Genomic DNA, 22,979 nt, shown 5'->3' with positions numbered 1-22,979 from the left:
GCGGAACCGGCTTTGCCGGGCCGCAGGCGCCGTCCCCTGCAAGGGGAAAAGGGCTACACGCAGTGAGCCCGATAGGGGTGAGCTTCATGTTCAGGTCTTGTCCTACAGGTCCCGCCGCGAGGCGCCTGTAAATTAATGCAACGTTTCTTTTCAGGAACACCACCGGGCTTGATGCCGCCAAGGCTGGCCACTCAACGCGCAACATGCCGCAGACACAGGGCATGCTTGTAGAAGAAGTCCTGACGACAGTGGAGACAACCCCGTATGAACGAAATCCTGGCCATATGGGCTGAGTGGATCAAGCCGTCGGCAGGTTTGCCGACCGTGCAATGGTCCATCCTGCTGGCGGTGGCCGCCGCCGCCGGCCACCTCGCAAACCGCTACACCGGCCTGCCCAAGGTCATTGGTTATTCACTCGTGGGCGGGCTGGCCGGACTGGCGGGTTTTACCGGCGCCGTGTGGCCATTGCAGGGCACCGGGCTTTTCCTGCTGGAGCTGGGCGTTGCCGTGGTGCTGTTTGAAGCGGGCGGGCGCATTCCGCTGCGCTGGTTTCGCCACAACCCCATGGTGCTGGTGCAAAGCCTGGCTGAATCTGCCCTCACCTATGTTTTTGTCCACTGGGCCCTGAGCAAGCTGGGCGTACGCGAGATCGTTGCGGAGTCGCTCGCGCTGCTGGCCATGGCCGCATCACCGGCCGTTCTCTCGCGCGTGGCGATCGACACAGGTGCCGCCGGACCAGTGACGGAACGCGCCCTGGTGCTGTCAACGCTGGGCACCCTGTATGCCCTCACGCTGTGCAGCGCCCGCGCCGGCCTGATGCCGCGGGGCGAAGCCGCGCTGTCAAGCCCGCTCTACGCAGTGCTGGTGGTGTTGGGCCTGTCTGTCGTGGTTGGCGCTGTGCTCGCGCTCACGTTGCGCATCGCCTTGCGGGTGATGAGCCCCACCAGCGAAAACACCGCCATCCTGCTTCTGGCACTGATCGCCACTGGCGCGGCGCTTGCAGCCCACTTCGGCGGCTCGGCGCCGCTGGCGGCCCTGCTGGGCGGCATGCTGCTCAAGCAACTGAACCCGCGCCCCTGGTCATGGCCGCGGCAGATGGGCACGGCGTCGTCGATGCTGACCATGTTGATGTTTGTGCTGGTCTCCGTGGTGGCTGCGCAGGCAGACTGGAGCGGGCCCGTCGCCGGGCTGGTCATCGGCATGGTGGTGGCCCGCATGGTTGCCAAGATTGCCGGTGTCGCCATCGGCAACGTGGGCAGCGGCGCCAGCTGGAAGCAGGCCCTCTGGGTCGGCTGCGCGATGTCGCCGATGTCATCGGTGGCGCTGCTGCTGGTCTCACAGTTTGCGTCGGCCTCGGGCGCCACGGGGCGCCAGATTGCCAGCGTGGCCTTGCCTGCGATCTTGCTGATGGAAGTGCTGGGCGCCGTGCTCGCCACCGTGGCCATCTACCGCTCGGGCGAAAGCTCCAAACCCTGGGCGCCGCTCACGCGCAGCCCTTCCACAGGACCTGTTCATGAGTCTTGAGCCTTTCCAGAAATCCGCGGCCCTCTCGCTGGGTGTCGAGCTTGAACTGCAGCTCGTCAATACCCACGACTACGACCTCGCGCCATATGCCGAAGACATGCTGCGCCTGATGGCCAAAATTCCACTGCCCGGCGCCGTGGTGCCGGAGATGACGTCCAGCATGATCGAGATCTCGACCGGCGTGTGCCACAACGCCTCGGAGGTGCTGGGCCAGCTTTCGCAGATTCGCGACGCGCTCGTCAAGAGTGCCGACAAGCTCAACATTGCGGTGGTCGGCGGCGGCACGCATCCGTTCCAGCAATGGCACGAGCGCCGCATTTACGACAAACCGCGCTTTCGCGAACTGTCGGAGCTGTACGGCTACCTTTCCAAGCAGTTCACGATTTTCGGCCAGCATGTGCACGTGGGCTGCCCCAACGCCGACAGTGCCTTGCTGACGCTGCACCGCATGTCGCGCTATATCCCGCACTTCATTGCCCTGTCGGCGTCTTCGCCTTATGTGCAGGGGCAAGACACAGCTTTTGATTCGGCGCGGCTCAACTCCGTGTTTGCCTTTCCGCTGTCGGGCCGTGCACCGTTTGCCCTGACGTGGGACGACTTCACCGTGTACTTCGACAAGATGACGCGCACCGGCGTGGTCAAGAGCATGAAGGACTTTTACTGGGACATCCGGCCCAAGCCGGAGTTCGGCACCATCGAGATCCGCGTGTTCGACACGCCGCTCACGGTGGAGCGCGCCACGGCCCTGGCCGGCTTTGTGCAGTCACTGGCCTCCTGGTTCATGCACGAACAGCCCTTCATGCCGGTCGAAGACGATTACCTGGTCTACACCTACAACCGCTTCCAGGCCTGCCGCTTCGGGCTGGACGCGGTCTATGTCGACCCGGCCACCGGCGGGCACATGCCGCTGCGCGAGCACATCCTGCTGACCATGGCGCAGATTGAACGCCATGCCACCGGCATGGGCGCCGGCGCGTCGCTGCACCTGCTGCGCAACAGTGTGGAGCGTGCCGACAATGACGCCCGCTGGCTGCGCGAAAAGCAGGGCGAGGAACACCTGCTGGCCGAAGTCATACGCCAGGCGGCCGACCGTTTCCGCGGTGGCGTCACGCACCAGCAGCACCCCTGATCCGGCTTTGCCGGATACCCGCGGCTCCTGGAACCTGTTCACGGGCCTGTATGCTCGGCGTATGGGTGAATTCGACCTGATCGCACGCTATTTCACGCGCCCCGCCGGCCGGGCCGTCCTGGGTGTCGGTGACGACTGCGCATTGCTGCAGCCCACGCCCGGCACACAGCTGGCCATCTCCAGCGACATGCTGGTCGAGGGCCGGCATTTCTTCGCAGATGTAAATCCTTTTACGCTAGGCCACAAGGCGCTGGCCGTCAACCTCAGCGACCTGGCCGCCTGCGGCGCCCGGCCCCTGGCATTCACGCTGGCCCTGGCCTTGCCCCGCGTCGACGAAGCCTGGCTGGCCGCGTTTTCGCAAGGACTACTGGCGCTGGCCGATGCGCACGGCTGCGAACTGGTGGGCGGCGACACCACCCAGGGGCCGCTCAACATCTGCATCACGGTGTTCGGCGAGGTGCCTGTGGTCGGCGGCAAAAGCCAGGCACTGTTGCGCTCCGGTGCAAAGCCCGGTGACGACATCTATGCCAGCGGCACGCTGGGTGACGCCCGGCTCGCACTGGAAGCGCTGCGCGGCACCCTGGCCCTGCCTGCGGGAATCCTTTCGCAAGCCCGGCAGAGGCTTGAACAGCCCACGCCCCGTATCGCCCTCGGCCTGGCCCTGCGGGGTATTGCTTCTGCCGCCATCGACGTGAGCGACGGCCTGCTGGGTGACTTGCAGCACATCCTCAAGGCGTCCGGCGCCGGCGCTACCATCGATACCTCGCTTACTATCAATTTGATAGCTGACCGCGCTTTGCCTGATTGGGCAGAAGGCACATTTCCCCATGAAAAGCAGCTGGAATGCGCACTGGCCGGCGGGGATGACTATGAGCTCGCCTTCACCGCGCCGCCCTCCGCGCGTGAGGCCGTACGGGCAGCTTCACGGCTTGCCGCGACGCCCGTCACCCGCGTCGGGAAAATCGACTCCCAGCCGGGCCTCCGACTGATTGATGCACAAGGAAAAGCTGTTTCGCAACGCTTCTCCTCGTTTGATCACTTTGCCGGGAAATAAACAAGGGAAGACAAAGCGTCTGCGCGCCGGCACCGGCGTGGTTCAGGTCCCGGTCTGTTTGCGCAGCCGGGCATGGCGCGCCAGACTCTGTACAAACCGGGTTGCGGCCCGCAGGGCGGCCGGGGCGGCCCCATGGCCGAAATTCTCCATGGCCTCGCGGCGCAGTTGCCTGGCACGCTGCCCGGCCAGATCGATCAGCCGGTTGTACTCGTCAAGCTGGTTGGGGTTGTTCATGATGGTTTCCTTCCCCCGGGTTTGTTACGGGGTGAAAGCACTGTAGGAAAAGCACGGCCTGCCGGAAACGGCATGGTCCGCAAATGGGTCTTGCGCTGGCTGCAAAGCCGCCCGCAGGCCTTGTACTGGTTACCATTGGCCCATGCGCAACCTTGGCTTCGACGACATGCTCCTCTTTGCCCGCGTGGCCGAGCTGGGCACCCTCTCGGCTGTTGCCCGCGAACGCGACGTGCCGGTCAGTCAGGTTTCGCGCAGCCTGAGCCGCATCGAAAAAGCCTGCGGCACACGCCTGATCCATCGCTCCACGCACGGTTTGGCGCCCACCGCCGAGGGCGAAACCTTTCTGCAGTACTGCCGCCGCATCGTGGGAACGCTCGACGAGCTGGAAGGCGAATTTGCCAGCCAGTCGCGGCAAGCCACCGGGTGGGTGCGTGTGGCGGCCAGCACGGTGGTCGCCCAGTACCTGCTGGCGCCCAGTTTTGACAGCCTGCACCAGCGCCATCCGCAGCTGTGCGTGGACCTCCAGGTGGAAGACCGCCTGGTGGACATGGCGCGCGACGGCATCGACATCGCGATTCGCACAGGTACACCGGTGACCGACACGGTCGTTGCACGGCAAATCGGTGCGCTGGGCCGGAGGCTGTATGCCGCGCCGGGCTATCTTCAGGCCTACGGAACACCCCGGCACCCCGATGAGTTGCACAGCCACCGGCTGATCACCAACAGCGGCGTGCCCATGCTCAACCACTGGCCCTTCGTGATTGACGGAAAACCCAGCGTGATCGTGCCCAAGGCATCCTGGCGATCCGACAATACCGGCATGACCGCCACGCTGACGCTGCAGGGCCTGGGCATTTCACGTTGCGCCACGCTGGTCGCCGAACCGCTGGTGCGCAAGGGTTTGCTCGTTCCGGTGCTTGCAGACTTTGTCGATGAACAACCCAGCCCGATTTACGCCGTGACGCTCACCAACCGCCACCGCCTGCCCAAAATCAAGGCCTGTATCGACCATTGGGCCGAATGGCTGGAAAAAACCAACGCCGCCCCGGCCTCATGACCCCCATGTCCGAACTCACTCCCCCATCAGAAACCCTCAGCCCACCGCGGTTCCGGCCCAATGTCCGGTTCCTGCTGTCGCATCCTGCGCATTTCATCGCCCTTGGTTTCGGCTCGGGCCTGAGCCCGGTGGCACCCGGCACGGCCGGCACACTGTGGGCATGGCTGGCCTTTCTGGTGCTGCAGCAGTGGCTGTCGCCGGCCGACATGGGCTGGCTGATTGCCGCCTCTACCCTGATTGGCTGGTGGGCCTGCACCGTCACCGCGAAGGCCATGAACGTGCTCGACCCCGGCAACATCGTCTGGGATGAGGTGGTGGCCTTCTGGCTGGTGTTGTGGCTGGTCATGCCGGCGGGCTTCGAAGCGCAACTCGCCGCGTTTTTGCTGTTCCGCTTTTTTGACGCCGTGAAGCCCGGCCCGGTGGCGTGGGCGGACCAGGTTTTCAAAGGCTTTGGCTGGCGCGGCGGCTTCGGCATTTTGTTTGACGATTTTGTGGCGGCGTTCTGCGCCCTGCTGGTGATCGCCTTCTGGAGATTCTGGTGAGCAGTGAATTGCTATCAAAAGAGGAGCTGCTTGCGCAGGATCCCATTGGCTTGGTGGCCGATTTATTGCTCAAAAAAGGCTGGATGCTCGCCACGGCCGAGAGCTGCACGGGCGGCATGATCTCGGCGGCGTGCACCGACCTGGCGGGCTCCAGCGCCTGGTTCGAGCGCGGTTTTGTCACCTATTCCAACGAAGCAAAAATCGAACTGCTGGGCGTGGATGCTGCGCTGATCACCCAGCACGGCGCCGTCAGCGAAGAAGTGGCCCGTGCGATGGCATCCGGAGCCTTGAGCCGCTCTCTCGCACAGGTGTCCGTGGCGGTCACAGGGGTGGCTGGCCCGACGGGCGGCAGTGCCGCCAAGCCTGTCGGCACGGTATGGTTTGGTTTTGCGCTGCCGGGCCGGCTGGTGTCCGAAGTCCGGCGCTTTGACGGCGACCGGGCCGCGGTGCGCAGCGCCACGGTGCAGCATGCGCTGCAGCGGCTGCTGCAATTGCTGCGCGAAGCCGGCTGACGCGTGAGCGACGCCGGCACAAACCGAAGCGCTATAGAGTCGCGAAGCCACCAGGCCACCCGAAAACAACCCAGGAGACACCATGCACCCCAACCAGGCCACACTCGAGAAGTTTTACACCGCCTTCGCACGGCTGGATTCCGACACCATGGCGACCTGTTACGCACCAGACGCCGCCTTTGACGACGCGGCGTTTTCGCTGCGGGGGCACCGCGAGGTCACCGGCATGTGGCACATGCTGTGCGACGCCACAAAAGCCAAGGGCATGGATGTATGGAAGCTCACCTACAGCGGGCTTGAAGCCGGTGCGAGCACGGGAAAGTCGCACTGGGATGCCTACTACCGCTTCAGCGCCACCGGGCGCATGGTGCACAACAGCGTTGACGGTGCGTTTGAATTCAATGAACAGGGCCTGATCACACGGCACCGTGACCGCTTTGATTTCTGGGCCTGGTCGCGCCAGGCGCTGGGCGCGCCCGGCCTGCTGCTGGGCTGGACGCCTTTCCTGCGCAACAAGGTGCGCGCGCAGGCAGCAGCAAATCTGCAAAAATACCTGGTGACGCGACACTAGGCCCGCGCAAGAGTTGATCTGAACGGGAGTTCCCATGTCCTGGTTTGACGGTTTTGAATCATGCAGCTTTGAGGTCAACGGCGCGTCCATCAACGCGCGGTTTTCCCGGGTCGTGCCGGGTGATCCGCTGCGCCCGGCCCTGTTGCTGCTGCATGGTTTTCCGCAGTCGCATGTGATGTGGCACCGCGTAGCGCAGCGCCTGGCAAAACACTACTTCCTGGTCATGCCCGATCTGCGGGGTTATGGAGACTCTTCCAAAACCGCAGGCCTTCCCGACCACAGCAACTACAGCAAACGCAACATGGCGCACGACATGGTCGGGGTGATGGATGCCCTGGGTGTGGACCGCTTTTACCTCTGCGGCCACGACCGCGGCGGGCGTGTGGCGCATCGGCTGGCGCTGGACTACGCGGCACGCGTGCAAAAGCTCTGCATCATCGACATCGCCCCCACACTGGACATGTATGAAGGCCGCAGCATGACGCAGCCCTACATGGCGTTTGCGCGCGCCTATTACCACTGGTTCCATATGTTGCAGCCGGCGCCGCTGCCCGAAATCATGATGGGCGCCAACCACCCCGAAACCGCCAAGGCCTACCTGCATGCCAAGCTCGGCGGCTGGGGCAGCGCGGGCCTCAATTACATCGAGCCTCAGGCCCTGGCCGAATACGAGCGCTGCTTTTGCAACGCCGAAGCGCTGCATTCGGCCTGCGAAGACTACCGGGCCAGCGCCGGGATTGACCTGGACCATGACCGCGAAAGCCGCGCGCAGCACCTGAAGGTGGCCTGCGATTTGCTGCTCCTGTGGGGCGAACGCGGTGTGGTGCACCGGATGTTCGACCCGCTGGCGCTCTGGGAGGCGCAATGCAGCGGCGAGGTCTCGGGCCATGCCATGCCGGCGGGCCATTTCATCCCCGAGGAACAGCCCGTGGCGACGGCCACCGCGCTGCACAACTTCTTTCGCTGACTTCAAGGGGCGGCCATGTCGACTTACACGGCAGAGGTTTTGTGGGAAATCAATGGGGGCGATTTCCCGGGAAACCGCTACAGCCGCAGGCACCTGATCCGCTTCGACGGCGGCCTCGAAGTGCCGGGCTCTTCCTCACCGCATGTGGTGCCCCTGCCGATGTCGGACGCATCGGCCATGGACCCGGAAGAGGCATTCGTCGCCTCGCTGTCGAGCTGCCACATGCTGTGGTTTTTGTCGATCGCAGCCAAACGCAAGTTTTCCGTGACACGCTACTTTGATGCAGCCAGCGGCGTGATGGAAAAGAATGCGGAAGGAAAAATCGCCATGACCACCGTCACCTTGCGGCCCGAGGTGGCGTTTGCCGGTGAACGCATGCCAACACGCGCCGAGATCGACAAGCTGCACCATCAGGCGCACGACGCCTGCTTCATCGCGAACTCGGTGAAAACCGATGTGCGCTGCGAGCCTGTGCATGGCGACGCATGACTGACCGCAGGCCGCTGCTGGTCGCTCTCGGCCTGCTGGTACTGGCCGCGCTGGTGTGGTCGGGTATGGCACCGTATGACCGGGGCACCTGGATGCTCGAGGTGGCGCCCGCCGTCATCGCCGCACCGGTACTGCTGGCCACGGGCCGGCGCTACCCGCTGACGACCTTGCTGTATGTGCTGATTGCGCTGCACATGCTGGTGCTGATCGTGGGTGGCGCCTACACCTATGCCAGGGTGCCGCCGGGTTTCTGGCTGCAGGACATGTTTCACCTGGGCCGCAACCCTTACGACAAGGTCGGCCACTTCATGCAGGGGCTGGTGCCTGCGATGGTGGCGCGCGAGGTATTGCTGCAGCGCGGCTACCTGGGCAGCCGCCGCATGGCGGGGTTTTTGTCGGTGTGCGTGGCCATGGCCATCAGCGCGGTGTATGAACTGGTGGAGTGGTGGGCGGCCTTGGCGCTGGGTCAGGGCGCGGATGAATTTCTGGGAACCCAGGGGGACCCCTGGGACACGCAGTCGGACATGTTCATGGCCTTGATCGGAGCTGCGGTGGCGATCACGCTGCTGGGCCGGTGGCATGACCGGCAAATGCGCAAGCTGTCGGGTTTGTAGGAATTTTGGCCGCAGGGCAATTGGGTCGGGCGCAAGCCGCTATTGAATTCATAGCGCACGGATGGGATCCATCTGGAAGGCGGTTCTTCCTCTTGCGACCTCATGCCCTGGGTGCCAACCCGGCCAGAATCCCCCAATGCAATTTTACAAAGACCTCAAACTCGCCGCCTTCACCGCGGGCTTCGTCGCAGGTGATGGCGCCTTTTGGCGCGTTTGCCCTCAACTGAGCGCCATCACGGCAGCCACCTGCACGGGTGAGGAAGCGCATGAAGACCCGGCCAGGCGCTACACCGCGGCCGTTTGTTGCGCTATTTACATTGCGATCGGCATATTCGGCGCGGCGATCACCGGCCTGCTGACAGCTTTTCCGAAAGAGCTGGTCGTGGCCATTGCCGGACTGGCGCTGCTGGGAGCTATCGGCAACGGCCTGGCCGCGGCGGTGAAGGATGAATCGTACCGGGAAGCGGCGCTTATCACTTTTCCCGTCACCTTGTCGGGCGTCGCAATAGCCGGCGTAGGCTCGGCCTTTTGGGGTGTCGTCGCGGGCGCGATTGCGCTCTTTGTACAACAATACGGCCAACAGCGCCGCGAAGCCCGCTCCGGGGCGGCGCCAAACCCAGGGACACGCTCCACACCATGAACCTTCTTTTTGTTGCCGATCCGCTCGAATCATTCAAGATTTACAAGGACACCACCTTCGCCATGATGCGGGAGGGGCAGCGGCGCGGGCACCGCATCAGCGCTTGCGAGCCGGCCGACATGAGCTGGGAGACCGGCGCGAAAGTCACGGCCCAGGTGCGCCACATCACGCTGACAGGCGACGCAGATGTATGGTTCACGGCCGATGCCGCCCGTCCCGACGGCCGCGAAGCCATTGCGGGTTTTGATGCGGCGGTCATGCGCAAGGACCCGCCTTTTGACAGTGAATACTTTTACAGCACGCACCTGCTGGAGCAGGCCGAGCGCGAAGGCGCCAGGGTCTTCAACAAGCCTGCCGCCTTGCGCGACCATCCTGAAAAACTCGCCATTCTCGAATTCGCGCAATTCAGCGGCCCGACGCTGGTCACGCGCAGCGCGGCCGACATCAAGCGCTTTCACGCCGAGCACAAGGACATCATCCTCAAACCGCTGGATGGCATGGGCGGCATGGGCATCTTCCGCGTGAAGGAAGACGGCCTGAATCTGGGCAGCATCACCGAAACACTGAACAAGAATGGCGCCGAAAGCGTGATGGTGCAGAAATTTCTGCCCGAGATCGTCAAGGGCGACAAGCGCGTGCTGGTCATCGGGGGAAAACCGGTTCCTTTCAGCCTGGCGCGCATTCCCCAAGGCAGCGAAGTGCGCGGCAATCTGGCGGCCGGCGGCGTGGGCGTGGCGCAGCCGCTCTCAAGGCGGGATTTTGAAATTGCCGAAGCGCTGGGCCCGGTGCTGGCCGCACGCGGCCTGCTGCTGGCCGGTGTCGACGTGATCGGCGACTATGTGACCGAGATCAATGTCACCAGCCCGACCTGTTTCCAGGAAATTCACGATCAGGCCGGCTTTGACGTGGCGGCCATGTTCATTGATGCACTGGAACAGGCTGTCACGACAACCGGCGCCTGACAGCCCGATCACACGGGCGGGCTACGCCTGTCAGGCAGCGATGAGTGCGCCGCCTTCAAACACCTTGAGCTCCCCGGGCGTAAATGAGGTCCAGGTTTCATTGGTAGTGAGTGGCGCCGTGACCACCACGGCGACGCGGTCGGTCGGCCTGGTGTGCTCGGCAAAGTTCACGCTCACGTCCTCGTCGCTCAGCGTGGCATGCGCAAAGGGGTGCTTGCGTTCCACGTAATAGAGGTTGGTCGAAGCGTGCGCCCACAAGGCCTGACCGTTGCTGAGCAAAAAGTTGAAAGTGCCGTGGGTGGCGATGTGCGCCGCCAGCTCACGCAGCGTGATGCTCAGTTCCTGCACGCTGGGAACGCCCGCGTGCGACTTGGCCATCTCCTGCATGATCCAGCAAAAAGCGCGCTCACTGTCGGTGGTGCCGACGGGCCGGAAGCTGCCGTGCAGGCGGGGCGAAAAATCTTTCAGGTCGCCGTTGTGCGCAAACACCCAGTAGCGGCCCCACAGCTCGCGCACAAAGGGGTGGCAGTTCTCCAGCGCGACACGGCCCTGCGTGGCCTTGCGGATATGTGAGATGACGTTGCGGCTTTTGATCGGGTAGCGGCTGATCAGCTCGGCCACCGGTGAACTGCAGGCCGGCTGGTGGTCGACAAAATGGCGCAGGCCGCGATCGCTGCCGCCGGCCACGCTGTCGTCACCTTCAAAAAAAGCGATGCCCCAGCCGTCGGCATGGTGGTCGGTGTGGCCGCCCCGCTGCGCGAAGCCCCTGAAACTGAAGGTCACATCCGTTGGGGCATTGCAGTTCATGCCGAGAAGTTGGCACATGTCAGTCCCCTTCCTGCTTGTTATCCGGTAAGTTGTCAGGCTGGGCGGGAGCCGGCACGCGAAGCTGCCATGCGGCCACCACGGCCAGCACGCACAAGGCGGCCAGCATCAGGAAGGCTTCATTGAAAGCAGCCAGCCGCGCCGGGCTGCTGGTGGCGTTGGCCAGCGAGTCGCCATGAACCGCAAGCCGCCACTCCAGCACGATGCCGCACAGGCTCACGCCGATCGCGCCGCCCAGCATGCGCAAAAAGTTGATGGCGCTCGAGCCTTGCGACAGCAGATGCTCATGCAGGGGTCGCAGGGAACCCAGGTTGAGCGAAGGCAGGATGAAGCCCAGCCCGATGCGGCCCAGCATCGCCCACATCACCAGCATCCACAGGCCCGAGGCCAGGCTCACCGTGAGCATCAACGCGAACGAGGCTGCCAGCAAGGCCAGGCCGATGCTGACGAGCAGCCAGGTCGGGTGTTTGTCCGCCAGCCGGCCCACGCCCGCAATCGTGGCGGCCAACACCAGGCCCGCGGGCAACAGGATGGTGCCGACGTGCGAGGCCGAGAGATTCAAGCCCAGTTGCAGGTACACCGGCAGCAGGTAGGTGGAGCCAAACAGCGCGGTGCCGTATATGAAAGCGACGATGCTGCCCATGGCAAAAGGCCGGTAGCCAAAGAGCGCCAGGTTCATCAGCGGTGCACCGCCCGAAGCCGCCAGGCGGCGTTGCCACCAGATGAATGCGGCCAGCGCCGCCAGCGCGGCGCCCAGCAATACGAAGGCATGCGCGCGCCCGGCGCCGTGCAGCTCGACCATGCCGTTGAGCAGGCACAGCGTGCCCACCGCGCCCAGCAGCAGGCCGCGCCAATCGATCATCGCGCCGTTGCGGTTGGGCTCCACGCCACCCGGGGCGGTGTCGGGCACGTAGCGGTAAGCCATCCACAGCGACACCAGGCACAACGGCACCACCATGAAAAAAATCGAGCGCCAGCCAAACAGGTCGACCAGCACACCGCCCACGCTGGGGCCCAGCGCCGGCGCCAGCACCACGCCCATGCCGAAGAGGCCGCTGGCGCGCCCCTGCTCGTGTGGCCCGAAGGCCCGCATGATGATGATCGCGGGAATCGGCTGCACCACACCGGCCGCCAGGCCCTCGGCCACGCGCGAACCCAGCACCAGCCCAAAGCTGTTGGCCAGACCGCCCACAACGCCGCCGGCCATCAGCAGCACCATGGTGCCCACATAGGTGCGGCGATAACCGTAGCGCGAAAGCAGCCAGGGCGTGGTCAGCATGGAGACCGTCATGGCCACCATAAAGCCCGAGCTCACCCACTGCGCGCGCTCCTGCCCCAGCGTGAAGTAGTGGCTCATGTCGGGAATCGCCACGTTCACGATGGTCGACGACATGATGGAAGCCATCGTGCCGATCATGACGGACAGCAGGAGCAACCACCGGTAACGCGGACCGTGGCGCGCCTGCAGGCCGGCAAGGGATGCGGGCATGGCCCGGGTGTCCGTCGTCAGTCTCTCGGCTCGGACCAGAGTTTGCCGCCGGTCGCCCAGTTTTCGCGCTTGATGTCGGTGATCAGGATGTCCACAGAGTCAGGCTGGCCGCCGAGAATTTCGACGCTGACACGGGTAATGGCCTCGACGAGCTTTTTCTTCTGCTCGATGGTCCGGCCTTCCATCATTTCGACGTGGTAAGTGGGCATGGTGTCCTCTGAGGTGTGGTGGTTGATGCGGGTTGAACACAGGGTTTTACGGGTGTCCGGTCAACTGGCCCGCAAACATGTCTGATACCCGATGATAAAAGCAAGAGGCCGGCCTTGTTTTGTCGGCCTCCACTGACAGCGTGACAGGTGTTGGCGCCGGGCGCCGGAGGCTTCGCCGGGCTATCCTGTACCCTTGGGTTCTCCTGCCGGGTGTCCTCCTGCCAGGTGCTTTGCGCTTTCGGCCTTGCGGGCCCACCATTCATTCGGGCAAGCCACTTGTTTTTCACCACGCCATCCAGATCCACCGACCAACCCCTGCCTTTGCTGGCCGGCCGCAACTACCGTTGCCACTGCGGGCAACCTGTTTTTTTTCGCAATAGCAAATGCCTGGCCTGCGGCACGCCACTGGGTTATGACTGCGAGCGCGGCCTGCTGCTGCCGTTGATGCCCGGGCCGCAAGAGGGCACCTGGCAGGAATGGCAGGCCGGCGCACCGGCCGGCGCGCCGCCCGACGATGTGCAGCCGCCTTCGCTCGAAGATATTCCTGGCCAGGAATCTGCGCCCGGCGCTGCGCCTGCCGCACCCGTTGAGGAAGCCGGGATGACTCAGGCACTGCCCGCTCAGCCTGCCGAAAGCGGCGAGCCGCTTTACAGGCGATGCCTCAACCTCTCAACCCCAGCCTCCTGCAACTGGCTCGTTCCGGTGGAGGACCCCGCAGACATGTGCCGCGCCTGCCGCCTCAACCGCACCATTCCGGACCTGACGGACCCAGCCCTGCCCGACAACGGTTACCTGTGGGGGCTGGTCGAGCTGGCCAAGCGCCGCCTGGTGTCCGCACTGATCCTGCTCGGGCTGCCGGTGGCGTCCCGCATGAGCGAAGACACCGAGCGCGGCCTGATGTTCGACTTCCTCCGTTCGCCGGTGAACGGCCCGCACATCATGACGGGCCACAACACCGGCCTCATCACGCTCAACGTGGACGAGGCCGACGACGCCAAGCGCGAAGCGGTGCGCAAGGCCATGCGCGAGCCCTATCGCACGCTGCTTGGGCATTTCCGCCATGAGGTAGGCCACTACTACTGGGACCGCCTGCTCGCCGGCACTGCCTGGATGGACGGCTTTCACGCACTCTTCGGCGACGAAACCCTGGACTACAAGGCCAGCCTGCAGCGCAACTACGACGAAGGCCCGCCCGCGGACTGGCCACTGCATTTTGTGAGCGCCTACGCCAGTACTCACCCCTGGGAGGACTGGGCCGAGTGCTGGGCGCATTACCTGCACATGCGTGACGCGATCGACACCGCTTTAAGTTTCGGCCTGAGCGTCGATCACTTCGACCTGGAGTTCACGCCGTTCACGATCGATGCGCTCTACCAGCCGGCGCACCCGGATGCCGAACAGTTCCTCACCTTCCTGAACCACTGGACGCGGCTGACCACCATGCTCAACGAGATGTCGCGCAGCATGGGCCAACCAGATTTCTATCCCTTCATCCTGCCGACGGAGGCGGTCGCGAAGCTGCATTTCATTCACCTGGTGGTGTCGTCGGGCAGCTGGCTGCAGGAGCAGGCCCCGGATGAGACACAGGCACAGACGCAGACCCAGAGTCCATCAGGGGAAGAGGAAAATAAGGAAGAAAACGGAGAAATAAAGGAATCGCAACAGCAACAGCAAGGCTAGCGCGCGAATTTCAAGCAAAAACAAGCTGTAGCCCAATAAGGGAAAGCGCAAGCAGCTATTTTTTTGATAGCACTTGAATGAATTGCGATGCGTTAAAGTCGGCACAACGCCCACCCCTTCACGCCGCCCATTCATGCCCACCCGACCCAGAGGTCACCACTACAGCGTCTATGTGATCGAGCTTGGGCCCGAAGTGTGGAACGTGGCACGCTTTCGCCGCGCCAATCCGGATTACCAGCTGGGCAAGCCTTTTGTGTATGTGGGCATGACCGGGCTGGACCCGGATGTGCGTTTCGACAAACACAAGGCCGGCATTCAGTCCAACCGTTTCGCCCGTGATTTCGGCCTGCGGCTTTTGCCCCGACTGTACGAGATGTACAACCCCATGCCTTACGACGCTGCGCGCGACATGGAAGTCGAGCTGGGTATTGCCCTGCGCGAAGCGGGTTACGGTGTGTGGCAAGCCTGAGCGGGGCCGCACCAGGGCCGGCTATTCAAGTGCACTCACGGCCACGCCGTGCTGCTTCGAAAACGCCTGGAGTGTTGCGGCGACCTGGGGATCCTGCAGGGTGGTCGTCAACTCAATGATCTTGTTGCCCTCGCCCTTGTGGCTGTCGCTCACCGTCACGGTGGCCGAAGGGTCGTCTGCGGCAAACAGCTTCTGCAGCGAAGGGCCCAGCGAGCCCATCAGGCCGTCGCGTTCATCCTGCGCCGCGCCTGACTGCGCGGCATACTGAACTTCAAAAGAAAAATTCGTCCTGGGATTCATGTCGGGTGTCTTTCTGGGTGCCGGAAAAGCTATCGGCGCAGGGTGGCCGCGAGGGTGATCTCGGGAACGCTGGCCAGGGCCCTGGAGAGCGGGCAGGCCTTTTTGGCGCCTTCGGCGAGTTCCTGGAACTTCGCTTCGTCGATATCCGGAATCACGGCCTCCAGGGTCAGCGCAATGCGGTCGATGAGGAAGCCATCGCCCTGCGGCACCAGGCGGACCTTGGCGCGGGTGTCCACCGAGCTGGTACCGAACCCGGCCTTGTCGCAGGCAAAGGAAAACGCCATGGTGAAACAGGCTGCATGCGCGGCGCCCAGCAACTCTTCAGGATTGGTGCCGCTGCGGTCGTCCTCAAAGCGGCTGCCAAAGCCGTAGGGATACGCCTTGAGCGCGGCGGTGTCGGTGCTGATCTGGCCCTGGCCTTTTTTGCCTCGGCCTTCCCAGTGAACAGATGCGGTTTTTTCAGTCATGGGGTTCTCCAGGTTTGTGCGCGTGCAGGGCATATCCGTGCAGCGCAGTGAAATGAAATGTTGAACGCTCCAGCGTGCCCGCCTTTTTTGTGGCCGGCCGTCGGATAGCGCCGCACGTCGGGGTAAGGCCTTCCCGCCGTGGCCGGAGCTGGTGTGAGCCGGGATGCACCGGTCAGGCGTCGTCTGCGCCCGGGTCTTTCATGTGCCAGGTGATCCGCCCAAGCTCAGCCCTGAGCTGGGCCCGACCCTCGTCGTCCGCCAGTGCGGCAAGAGCTTGCGCCACCGAGAGCCCGCGTGCGGAAAAGGGCTCCCCGCGAGAGGCAAAAATGATGCTGTTGGTTTTTTCCTGGGCAAGAATTTCCACGGAATTGCCATCGAAGCTGCGCGCAATGCGACCCGCCAGCAGCGGATAGTCCGGGTCATCGTAGTGCAGGTTCACCACCAGTACGCCGCCCGGCGACAGCGCGGCAAAACAGTCGTCATAAAAGCGCTGCGAACAGAGGGCCGGTGGTTGCCCCTGGTGGTCAAACCCGTCGATCAGCAGCACGTCGAACCGGGAGGTACCAGCCTGCAGGAAATCGGCCCCGTCTGCGGCGATGACGCGGAAACGCGCGTCATCGTCGGGCACGTGGAATTCGCGTCGCAGCGCCACCACCTGCGGGTTGATCTCCAGCACGGTCATCTGGCTGGACGGCAGCTGCCGGTGGCAGTACTTGGCCAGCGAGCCGCCCCCGAGGCCAATCATTCCGATGTGCAGGGGCGCTGGCCGAAAGAGCAGGAAGCCCATCATCGTCAGTGTGTAGTCCACTTCCAGGCGCCAGGGGCTGTGCATCAGCATGCGGCTTTGCAGTTCACCCATCGTGAAGTGAAGCGACCGGGTGTTTCCGTCGTCGTGCACAAACGGCTGGGCATGCGCTGGCGGCTGCAATTCAGCCGGGCCTGCAGGTACAGCAGCGGCAGGAAATTGATTAAGGTCGGGCCAGGAGGTCATGAGGCTTTAAGCGGTACGGGTGGGTTCCGCCACGTATCCGGCGGCAGGTAACTGCCGCCTCGTGCGGAAACCCCGCCTTCAGACCGGCTGGGATTCCGGTTGCGCAGTGGTTGCGACTTCCGAAGCGACCGCATCCAGGGCCTGCGCCACCACGCCCTGGCTGTCGACCGGCCTGAGCAGGCGTTCGCGGATCAGCCGTTCGCAGCTGCGTTTGGTCATCGAGTGGGGCTGGCCGCCGTGGCTCACGAACATGAACAGCGTGCCCTTGGTGCTGGCCCAGATCAGCTGGGCCCGCAGCCAGCGGCGCCTGGAGTACATATCCACCCAGTGGCCGGAACGCAGGCTGAGCAACAGGCGCTCAGCTTCGCTTTGAGCCATCGCGGGCACCGCATTTGGTGAGGCTGCCGCCGCGGCAAGGTATTCCGGATGGCTGGAGTCGGGCTCATTTGCCGCTTGCATGGGTTCTATCGGCGGCGGCTCGTCTTCCTCGAGCGGAGCGAGTTCTCCGGGCACGGTCGGCAGGGTGTCTTCAAAACCGGCGGCGTCCAGGTCGTCGCGCGCAAGCCAAGGGTGCGCGGCGGCCTTGGCAAGACGCTGTTCAGGCGTGGCCGAATCTTCTTCGGGCTCCAGCGGTACGGCGCCCGATTCTTCGGCGTCACGCCGGCTCTTCAGGCGGCGCAGCTTGAGCACGGGCCGGTGCAGCATCATCAGGCCTTCGAAGAAAGGCTCGCTTTCGCGCGGGTCCTGCCCCAGCAGCTCCAGCCCCTCGTGCAGCTTGCCCAAAAGGCTGGGAATCATCTCGATCAGTTTGGCCGGGCGTTTCAGGGTGACTTCCCGCTTGACGCTCCAGAGCAGGTCAGGCACCACCGAACCGAAGCCCATCGGATCAACCTGGTTGCGTGTATCGGAGAGTCTGGCGTGCGCCATGGCCAGCGCCCAGGGGCCGAACAGGAAGTCCAGCACCAGGCCCGGCACCTTGTCCAGGTCCGAGCGCGTGCTCAGCTCAAAGGCGATCTGGTCCGCCTGCGTCTGGCGCTCTTCGGCGAAACGCAGGGCCTGCAGCACGTTGTTGCGGTTCTCCGCTTCGAACTGGTCCTGCTCGTCCCAGCCGTATTCGAGTTCGGCCAGTGCCATCGCAAAAGGCTGTGCATCTTCAATCGTCAGGCTGTTCAGTCCGTTGAAAGCGCGAGTGACCGGCTCAAAAAACGCCAGGAACTCAGGGCTGAATTCGTCGTTGTACTTGAAGCTGCGCTGTGCCACGCGCTCCATGACGCGGCGCCCGGCGTGGCCTTCGTCGCTGAAAAAGCGCGGATCCACCATGGCCAGGCGCAGCAACGCAGGCTCCAGCGCCACGATGGCTTCCCGCACCGGCACCAGCAGGCGCGGGTCTTGCGCGACCTGTTTGACCAGCTTGCGCACCACTTCCAGGCCGAGCACCTGGCCGACCTGCTTGGCTTCCTTCTTCAGCTGGGTCCGGACGATGGCGCGCTCGCGGGGGCGGGCGTACGAGCCCCAAACCTGCGGGCTGAGCTGGCTGCTCTCATCGACCATCCGCTGCGGACGGTCTACCGCCGGCAGGTTTTGGTATTCATGTGAGGGCGGGGCTTGCGACTCACCCAGCGGCGCGCCGGAAGAGTCGGGCGCTTCCTGCAGGGCGACCAGCTCTTCCTCGACCGTTTCGTAATACGACGGCGCCAGCCCGTGATGGGCGTTGCTGCCGCCATGGAACAGGAAATCCTGGAACAGCTCGTCGCGGATCTCATAGTTGGAGAGGTCGGCATATTGCGGGGGCGGCTGGTGGCGGCCGGATTCGCCGGAGCCCCCACCGTTTCCGCCCTCACCGCCGCCTCCTCCTCCTCCGGTACCGGCGCCCGACCCGGAGCCTGCGCCGCCGGTGCCCCTGCCACGGCCGGGGGCTGCACTCGCAGGGGTCTGCAATACGCGGTAGCTGGCGCCCTGCACGTTGGCAAGTTCGAGCTGGTTAACCAGGCGTTCGTAGACCTGCCCGAGTTCGCGCCCCAGAGGCTCGGCAAGATACCTGAGCCACAGCGAAACGACGGCCGGGCCCGCATTGCTTGCGGTGATCATTTCGCGCAGGGTTTGTGCAAACACTTCAGGGCGCAGCGGATTGAGCTCCGGGCGCACATTCGGCAACCCCTGCACGGTGCTGATCAGCTTGTTGAGTTCGGCGAGGACATGGTCGACCGCCGGCAGCACCAGCTGGAGCAGCCGTGACGATTCAATGGCCTGGGACACGTCCTCGTCATCAACGAGGGCGAAGCTGGCATAAGACAGGGCGGCAAAGGTGCTGGATGCGGCGGCGGCTGAGGCAGCGAGCTGGTCTGGCGATGCTGCCGGCGTGCGCACCGCCTGCACCGCAACAGCCACATTCGCCTTGAAATGCACCAGCAGGTCTGCCGGGTATTGCACGACCCAGACGAGCTTGTTTTGTTGAAGTCCCCGCCAGGCCGCCGCGAGTTCGTCGCGTTCGGCCTGTTTTGGGCTTTGTGACTCGGCAATCTGCAGCCCCGCCACGGCGTCATCAATGCACCGTTCCAGCGCAGGCCGGGCTGCTTTGGCAGCCGCCTGAAGACAGGATTGAAGGACGTCAGGTTGCGAAGCCATCGAGGAGTTCGGGGAAATTGGTATTAATCACATTGACCGGCCAGCTTGCAACCAATCTGTGGCCGGAGAGGGGGGAGACGCTAGCGTAAGGGCCAACCGCGATTTCATTAAAGTAATTGCAAAGTGTTTCACTTGGTTTCCAACGCATACATATGAATTACAGGGCTTTTGTCACGGAACGGTCCGCAACCAGCCCTTAAATCCCGCGAATGGCGATGAGCGGCCGGTTTTGCAAGATCGGCGGCCCTTTGTAAAGGTCAGTTTGGCGCAACACATCGGCAAGCTCACGGCGTTATCAACGCCTGACCGCCAGCCATCCGCCACGAGCACACCGGCGCCAGCGGGCCGCACCCGGATTTCAGGGATATTTGGCCTCCAGGCCAATAACAGCTTGCGCTAGCAGCTATTAATTCAGTAGCAAACTGACCCAGTCAGGCGCTGGCTACAGCAGGCGCAAGCCGCCACCCGCAAGCCTGCCGCGGACTTAACGGCTCACAAGCCGGCTTTTACCTTCAGCCGCCAGGCGTGCAGCAGCGGTTCGGTGTAGCCGCTAGGTTGCTCCAGGCCCTTGAAGACCAGGTCGCACGCAGCCTTGTAGGCCGCTGACGTCTCGAAGTTGCCCGCCATCTTTTTGTAGAGGGGGTCGCCGGCATTCTGGCCGTCTACCACGGCGGCCATGCGCTCGAAGGTTTCCTTGACCTGCGCTTTCGTGACCACGCCATGCAGCAGCCAGTTGGCGATGTGCTGACTGGAAATACGAAGCGTGGCGCGGTCTTCCATCAGGCCGACGTTGTGGATGTCGGGAACCTTGGAGCAACCCACACCCTGGTCGATCCAGCGGACCACGTAGCCGAGGATGCCCTGGGCGTTGTTGTCCAGCTCCTGCTGCTTCTCGGCGGGCGTCCATTGGGCGTCGGGAGAGACCGGCACCAACAGCAGCTCGGGCAGCAGGCGGGCGATTTCCGACTTCAGGTCGACCGTCTTCTCGATGTCTTTCTGCACCGCCGCCACGTTGACCTGGTGGTAGTGCAGCGCGTGCAGCGTGGCGGCCGTGGGCGAGGGGACCCAGGCGGTGTTGGCGCCGGCCTGCGGGTGCGAGATTTTGGCCTTGAGCATGTCGGCCATCAGGTCGGGCATGGCCCACATGCCCTTGCCGATCTGGGCGCGGCCGCGCAGGCCGCAGGCCAGGCCGACCAGCACGTTGCTGCGTTCGTAGGCGCTGAGCCAGGGGCTGATCTTCATGTTGCCCTTGCGGATCATCGGGCCGGCCTGCATGGCCGTGTGCATTTCGTCGCCGGTGCGGTCCAGGAAACCGGTGTTGATGAAGGCCACGCGGCTGGAAGCGGCGGCGATGCAGGCCTTGAGGTTGACGCTGGTGCGGCGCTCTTCGTCCATGATGCCGAGCTTGACGGTGCTGTCCGGCAGGCCCAGCACCTTTTCGACGCGGCGAAAGAGTTCGTCGGCAAGGGCGACTTCGGCGGGGCCGTGCATCTTGGGCTTGACGATATAGACCGAGCCCTTGCGCGAATTCTTGATGCCGGCTTTGCCCTTGCGCTTCAAGTCATGAATCGCAATGGCGGTGGTGACGACGGCGTCGAGGATGCCCTCCGGGATTTCTTTCGTCGTGCCGTCCGCGGCGGTGTACAGCACAGCCGGGTTGGTCATCAGGTGGCCCACATTGCGCACAAACATCAGCGAGCGGCCGTGCAGCGTGACGGGCTTGCCCTTGGGCGAGATGTACTCGCGGTCCGGGTTCAGGCCGCGGGTGAAGGTCTTGCCATCCTTGGTCACGCTTTCGGTCAGCGTGCCCTGCAGGATGCCCAGCCAGTTGCGGTAGGCCAGCACCTTGTCGTCGGCATCCACCACCGCGACTGAATCTTCCAGATCCAGGATGGTCGACAGGGCGGCTTCAACCACCAGGTCACTCACGCCGGCCGCGTCCGTTTTGCCGATGGGCGTTGTGCGGTCAATGCGGATGTCCAGGTGCAGGCCGTTGTGCTGCAGCAGCACTGACGATGGAGCTGATGCCTTGCCTTGGTAGCCGATGAACTGACTTGCGTCTTCCAGCGTGGTGGTCTCCGTGCCCTTCTTGCCGCCCTTGAGCGTGACAACCAGCTTGCCGCCCTTGATGGCATAGCCGGTGGAGTCGATGTGCGAGCCCTTCTTCAGGGGTGCGGTGCGGTCCAGCACGTAGCGTGCGTACTCGATCACCTTGGCGCCGCGCATGGGGTTGTAGCCCTTGCCTTTGGTGGCGCCGCCTTCTTCAGAGAGGACGTCGGTGCCGTACAGCGCGTCATAGAGGCTGCCCCAGCGCGCGTTGGCGGCGTTGAGCGCATAACGTGCGTTCAGGATGGGCACCACCAGCTGCGGGCCGGCCTGTTTGGAGAGTTCGGCATCGACATTCCCGGTGGTGATAGTGACCTTCTTCGGCGAAGGCACGAGGTAGCCGGTTTTTTCGAGGAAAGCGCGGTAGGCCTTCATGTCCGCAATGGGGCCGGGGTTGGCCTTGTGCCAGGCGTCCATCTCGGCCTGCAGGCGGTCGCGCTCTGCCAGCAGGGAGAGGTTCCTGGGCGCCAGATCGGCCACGATGGCGTCAAAGCCCTTCCAGAAAGCGCCGCTGGCCACACCCGTGCCGGGCAACACCTCGTCTTCGATGAAACGGTAAAGCCCGGTAGCGACCTGCAGGCGGTGGCTGGAGGTGCGTGCGTTGGTTGTTGTGTTCATGGTGCGGTCCCTTTTCTCAAAAGCATCAGAAGAGTCAAAAAAACTAAAAAGACAAAAAATGGAACGTGTCTGCGAAATCAGTGCAGCGGCAGCGAGAGCACTTCGCGCAGGCTGCTGCCGGTGTACAGGGGCTGCGTGCCCAGCTCTTCAAACGGCAGCTGGTAACGATTAACCCACAGCGTCTGGTAGCCATACCAGGTGGCCGCCAGCGCGTCCCAACTGTTGCAGCTCACGAAGGCGATCTGTTTCGCCTCCAGCCCGGTGGCTTTCAGCCCGAGCGCATAGGCTTCAGGCGCGGTCTTGTATTTGCGGATGCTGTCCACGCTGATGATGTGGTCCAGCAGGCCTTCAAGCCCTGCCGACTTGACGGCCACATCCAGCATGGAGGGGTCGCCGTTGGACAGGATGCCGGTGGCGATGCCGCGCGCCTTCAGCGCCTGCAGAACCTCCCGGTTCTCGGGAAACGCCGACAGGTGGCGGTACTGGTTCATGAGCTGCTCCTCACGGGCGGCATTCAAATCCAGCCCCAGGCGTTTGCACGCATAACGCAGGCCTGCGCGCGTGAGGTCCCAGAAGGGCCGGTAATGCGCGCCGCCATTGCTGATGGTCACCAGGCGCGTGTACTCAATCTGTTTGTCTCGCCACAGCACGCCCAGCGCTTCGCCTTTGCCCGGAAACAGTTGCTCCGCCAGCAAGCCCACGCTGTACACGTCAAACAGCGTGCCGTAGGCGTCAAACAGCACGGCACGAAGCTTGGGCGTTGGATTGGAGCGAGACTTTTCCATAGACCTCTACTGTATTTGATACATCGAGCATGATTAATTACCCAAGAATCGCTTTATCCATGACATTTACGCACCCAATTGGATAACCAGCAGACATCAAAGTACTTTTCGTCGCTGGTG

The 22,979-nt window shown here is 63.7% G+C and carries 23 protein-coding genes and 1 pseudogene; 14 read left to right on the top strand and 10 right to left on the bottom strand.

Annotation, left to right across the window (positions count from 1 at the left end):
* Positions 1–264 precede the first annotated feature (264 nt).
* The 3 genes from AC1DYR_RS20525 (at position 265) to thiL (ending at position 3,707) form a co-directional block, all read left to right on the top strand.
* Positions 265–1,524 (top strand): cation:proton antiporter, encoded by a 1,260-nt coding sequence (locus AC1DYR_RS20525; protein WP_477706731.1) that lies wholly within the window; start codon positions 265–267, stop codon positions 1,522–1,524.
* On the top strand, positions 1,514–2,653 hold the full coding sequence (locus AC1DYR_RS20520) for a YbdK family carboxylate-amine ligase (RefSeq protein WP_477706730.1): 1,140 nt from the start codon (positions 1,514–1,516) through the stop codon (positions 2,651–2,653). Before AC1DYR_RS20525 ends, AC1DYR_RS20520 begins: the two co-directional genes overlap by 11 nt.
* Positions 2,654–2,714: 61 nt before the next feature.
* On the top strand, positions 2,715–3,707 hold the full coding sequence (gene thiL, locus AC1DYR_RS20515; RefSeq protein WP_477706729.1) for a thiamine-phosphate kinase: 993 nt from the start codon (positions 2,715–2,717) through the stop codon (positions 3,705–3,707).
* A 42-nt stretch (positions 3,708–3,749) separates the two neighbouring features.
* Here the strand turns inward: thiL and AC1DYR_RS20510 are convergent, their stop codons facing one another.
* Positions 3,750–3,941 (bottom strand): hypothetical protein, encoded by a 192-nt coding sequence (locus AC1DYR_RS20510; protein WP_477706728.1) that lies wholly within the window; start codon positions 3,939–3,941, stop codon positions 3,750–3,752.
* A 142-nt stretch (positions 3,942–4,083) separates the two neighbouring features.
* Between AC1DYR_RS20510 and AC1DYR_RS20505 the strand changes: the two genes are divergently transcribed.
* From AC1DYR_RS20505 to gshB, 9 genes and pseudogenes are all read left to right on the top strand, one after another.
* A complete protein-coding gene (locus AC1DYR_RS20505) occupies positions 4,084–4,998 on the top strand; it encodes a LysR family transcriptional regulator (RefSeq protein ID WP_477706727.1) in 915 nt (304 codons plus the stop codon).
* Positions 4,995–5,540 (top strand): phosphatidylglycerophosphatase A family protein, encoded by a 546-nt coding sequence (locus tag AC1DYR_RS20500; protein ID WP_477706726.1) that lies wholly within the window; start codon positions 4,995–4,997, stop codon positions 5,538–5,540. Before AC1DYR_RS20505 ends, AC1DYR_RS20500 begins: the two co-directional genes overlap by 4 nt.
* Positions 5,537–6,052, top strand: coding sequence for a CinA family protein (locus tag AC1DYR_RS20495; protein WP_477706725.1), 516 nt, complete (start codon positions 5,537–5,539; stop codon positions 6,050–6,052). Before AC1DYR_RS20500 ends, AC1DYR_RS20495 begins: the two co-directional genes overlap by 4 nt.
* An 82-nt stretch (positions 6,053–6,134) precedes the next feature.
* Entirely contained in the window at positions 6,135–6,623 is a 489-nt protein-coding gene (locus AC1DYR_RS20490) for a nuclear transport factor 2 family protein (RefSeq protein WP_477706724.1), read from the top strand.
* 34 nt (positions 6,624–6,657) lie between these two features.
* The gene (locus AC1DYR_RS20485) at positions 6,658–7,590 is read left to right on the top strand and encodes an alpha/beta fold hydrolase (protein ID WP_477706723.1); all 933 of its coding nucleotides are present in this window, start codon (positions 6,658–6,660) and stop codon (positions 7,588–7,590) included.
* A gap of 15 nt (positions 7,591–7,605) precedes the next feature.
* Positions 7,606–8,079 (top strand): OsmC family protein, encoded by a 474-nt coding sequence (locus AC1DYR_RS20480; RefSeq protein WP_477706722.1) that lies wholly within the window; start codon positions 7,606–7,608, stop codon positions 8,077–8,079.
* Positions 8,076–8,693 (top strand): DUF2238 domain-containing protein, encoded by a 618-nt coding sequence (locus tag AC1DYR_RS20475; RefSeq protein WP_477706721.1) that lies wholly within the window; start codon positions 8,076–8,078, stop codon positions 8,691–8,693. Before AC1DYR_RS20480 ends, AC1DYR_RS20475 begins: the two co-directional genes overlap by 4 nt.
* 191 nt (positions 8,694–8,884) lie before the next feature.
* Positions 8,885–9,333: pseudogene (locus AC1DYR_RS20470) on the top strand (benzoate/H(+) symporter BenE family transporter); the annotation flags it as partial.
* Positions 9,330–10,295: a glutathione synthase gene (gshB, locus tag AC1DYR_RS20465; RefSeq protein ID WP_477706720.1), complete on the top strand. Its 966-nt coding sequence runs from the start codon at positions 9,330–9,332 to the stop codon at positions 10,293–10,295. The pseudogene AC1DYR_RS20470 and the gene gshB, both read left to right, overlap by 4 nt.
* A 30-nt stretch (positions 10,296–10,325) precedes the next feature.
* On the opposite strand, the gene AC1DYR_RS20460 is transcribed toward gshB, so the two are convergent.
* Genes AC1DYR_RS20460 through AC1DYR_RS20450 form a run of 3 tightly spaced genes read right to left on the bottom strand, consistent with a single transcriptional unit; the run spans position 10,326 to position 12,845 of the window.
* Positions 10,326–11,120: a class II glutamine amidotransferase gene (locus AC1DYR_RS20460; protein WP_477706719.1), complete on the bottom strand. Its 795-nt coding sequence runs from the start codon at positions 11,118–11,120 to the stop codon at positions 10,326–10,328.
* 1 nt (position 11,121) lies between these two features.
* Complete coding sequence (locus tag AC1DYR_RS20455) at positions 11,122–12,609, bottom strand: MFS transporter (RefSeq protein WP_477706718.1); 1,488 nt, start codon at positions 12,607–12,609, stop codon at positions 11,122–11,124.
* Positions 12,610–12,626: 17 nt separating this feature from the next.
* Entirely contained in the window at positions 12,627–12,845 is a 219-nt protein-coding gene (locus AC1DYR_RS20450; RefSeq protein WP_477706758.1) for a 4-oxalocrotonate tautomerase, read from the bottom strand.
* A 249-nt stretch (positions 12,846–13,094) separates the two neighbouring features.
* On the opposite strand from AC1DYR_RS20450, the gene AC1DYR_RS20445 reads away from it, so the two are divergent.
* Together AC1DYR_RS20445 and AC1DYR_RS20440 are read left to right on the top strand one after the other, a co-directional pair.
* Positions 13,095–14,498 (top strand): zinc-binding metallopeptidase family protein, encoded by a 1,404-nt coding sequence (locus AC1DYR_RS20445; RefSeq protein WP_477706717.1) that lies wholly within the window; start codon positions 13,095–13,097, stop codon positions 14,496–14,498.
* A 133-nt stretch (positions 14,499–14,631) separates the two neighbouring features.
* The gene (locus tag AC1DYR_RS20440) at positions 14,632–14,967 is read left to right on the top strand and encodes a hypothetical protein (RefSeq protein ID WP_477706716.1); all 336 of its coding nucleotides are present in this window, start codon (positions 14,632–14,634) and stop codon (positions 14,965–14,967) included.
* Positions 14,968–14,988: 21 nt separating this feature from the next.
* Here AC1DYR_RS20440 and AC1DYR_RS20435 read toward each other — a convergent pair whose 3' ends face one another.
* The 6 genes from AC1DYR_RS20435 to AC1DYR_RS20410 all read right to left on the bottom strand — a co-directional run bounded on the left by AC1DYR_RS20435 (position 14,989) and on the right by AC1DYR_RS20410 (position 22,859).
* Complete coding sequence (locus tag AC1DYR_RS20435) at positions 14,989–15,267, bottom strand: hypothetical protein (RefSeq protein ID WP_477706715.1); 279 nt, start codon at positions 15,265–15,267, stop codon at positions 14,989–14,991.
* Positions 15,268–15,296: 29 nt separating this feature from the next.
* The gene (locus AC1DYR_RS20430) at positions 15,297–15,734 is read right to left on the bottom strand and encodes an OsmC family protein (protein WP_477670701.1); all 438 of its coding nucleotides are present in this window, start codon (positions 15,732–15,734) and stop codon (positions 15,297–15,299) included.
* Positions 15,735–15,906: 172 nt separating this feature from the next.
* Positions 15,907–16,725 carry a fused MFS/spermidine synthase gene (locus AC1DYR_RS20425; RefSeq protein WP_477706714.1) on the bottom strand — a complete coding sequence of 273 codons (819 nt, stop codon included), beginning with the start codon at positions 16,723–16,725 and terminating at the stop codon, positions 15,907–15,909.
* A 78-nt stretch (positions 16,726–16,803) separates the two neighbouring features.
* Complete coding sequence (locus AC1DYR_RS20420; RefSeq protein WP_477706713.1) at positions 16,804–19,350, bottom strand: DUF1631 family protein; 2,547 nt, start codon at positions 19,348–19,350, stop codon at positions 16,804–16,806.
* Positions 19,351–19,842: 492 nt separating this feature from the next.
* Positions 19,843–22,074 (bottom strand): malate synthase G, encoded by a 2,232-nt coding sequence (locus tag AC1DYR_RS20415; protein WP_477706712.1) that lies wholly within the window; start codon positions 22,072–22,074, stop codon positions 19,843–19,845.
* 77 nt (positions 22,075–22,151) lie between these two features.
* Positions 22,152–22,859 (bottom strand): haloacid dehalogenase type II, encoded by a 708-nt coding sequence (locus AC1DYR_RS20410; RefSeq protein WP_477706711.1) that lies wholly within the window; start codon positions 22,857–22,859, stop codon positions 22,152–22,154.
* Between the last annotated feature and the right edge of the window lie 120 nt (positions 22,860–22,979).

The sequence above is a fragment of the Polaromonas sp. P1_F9 genome, assembly GCF_056405615.1.
This window is presented reverse-complemented; position numbering and strand designations above follow the sequence as displayed.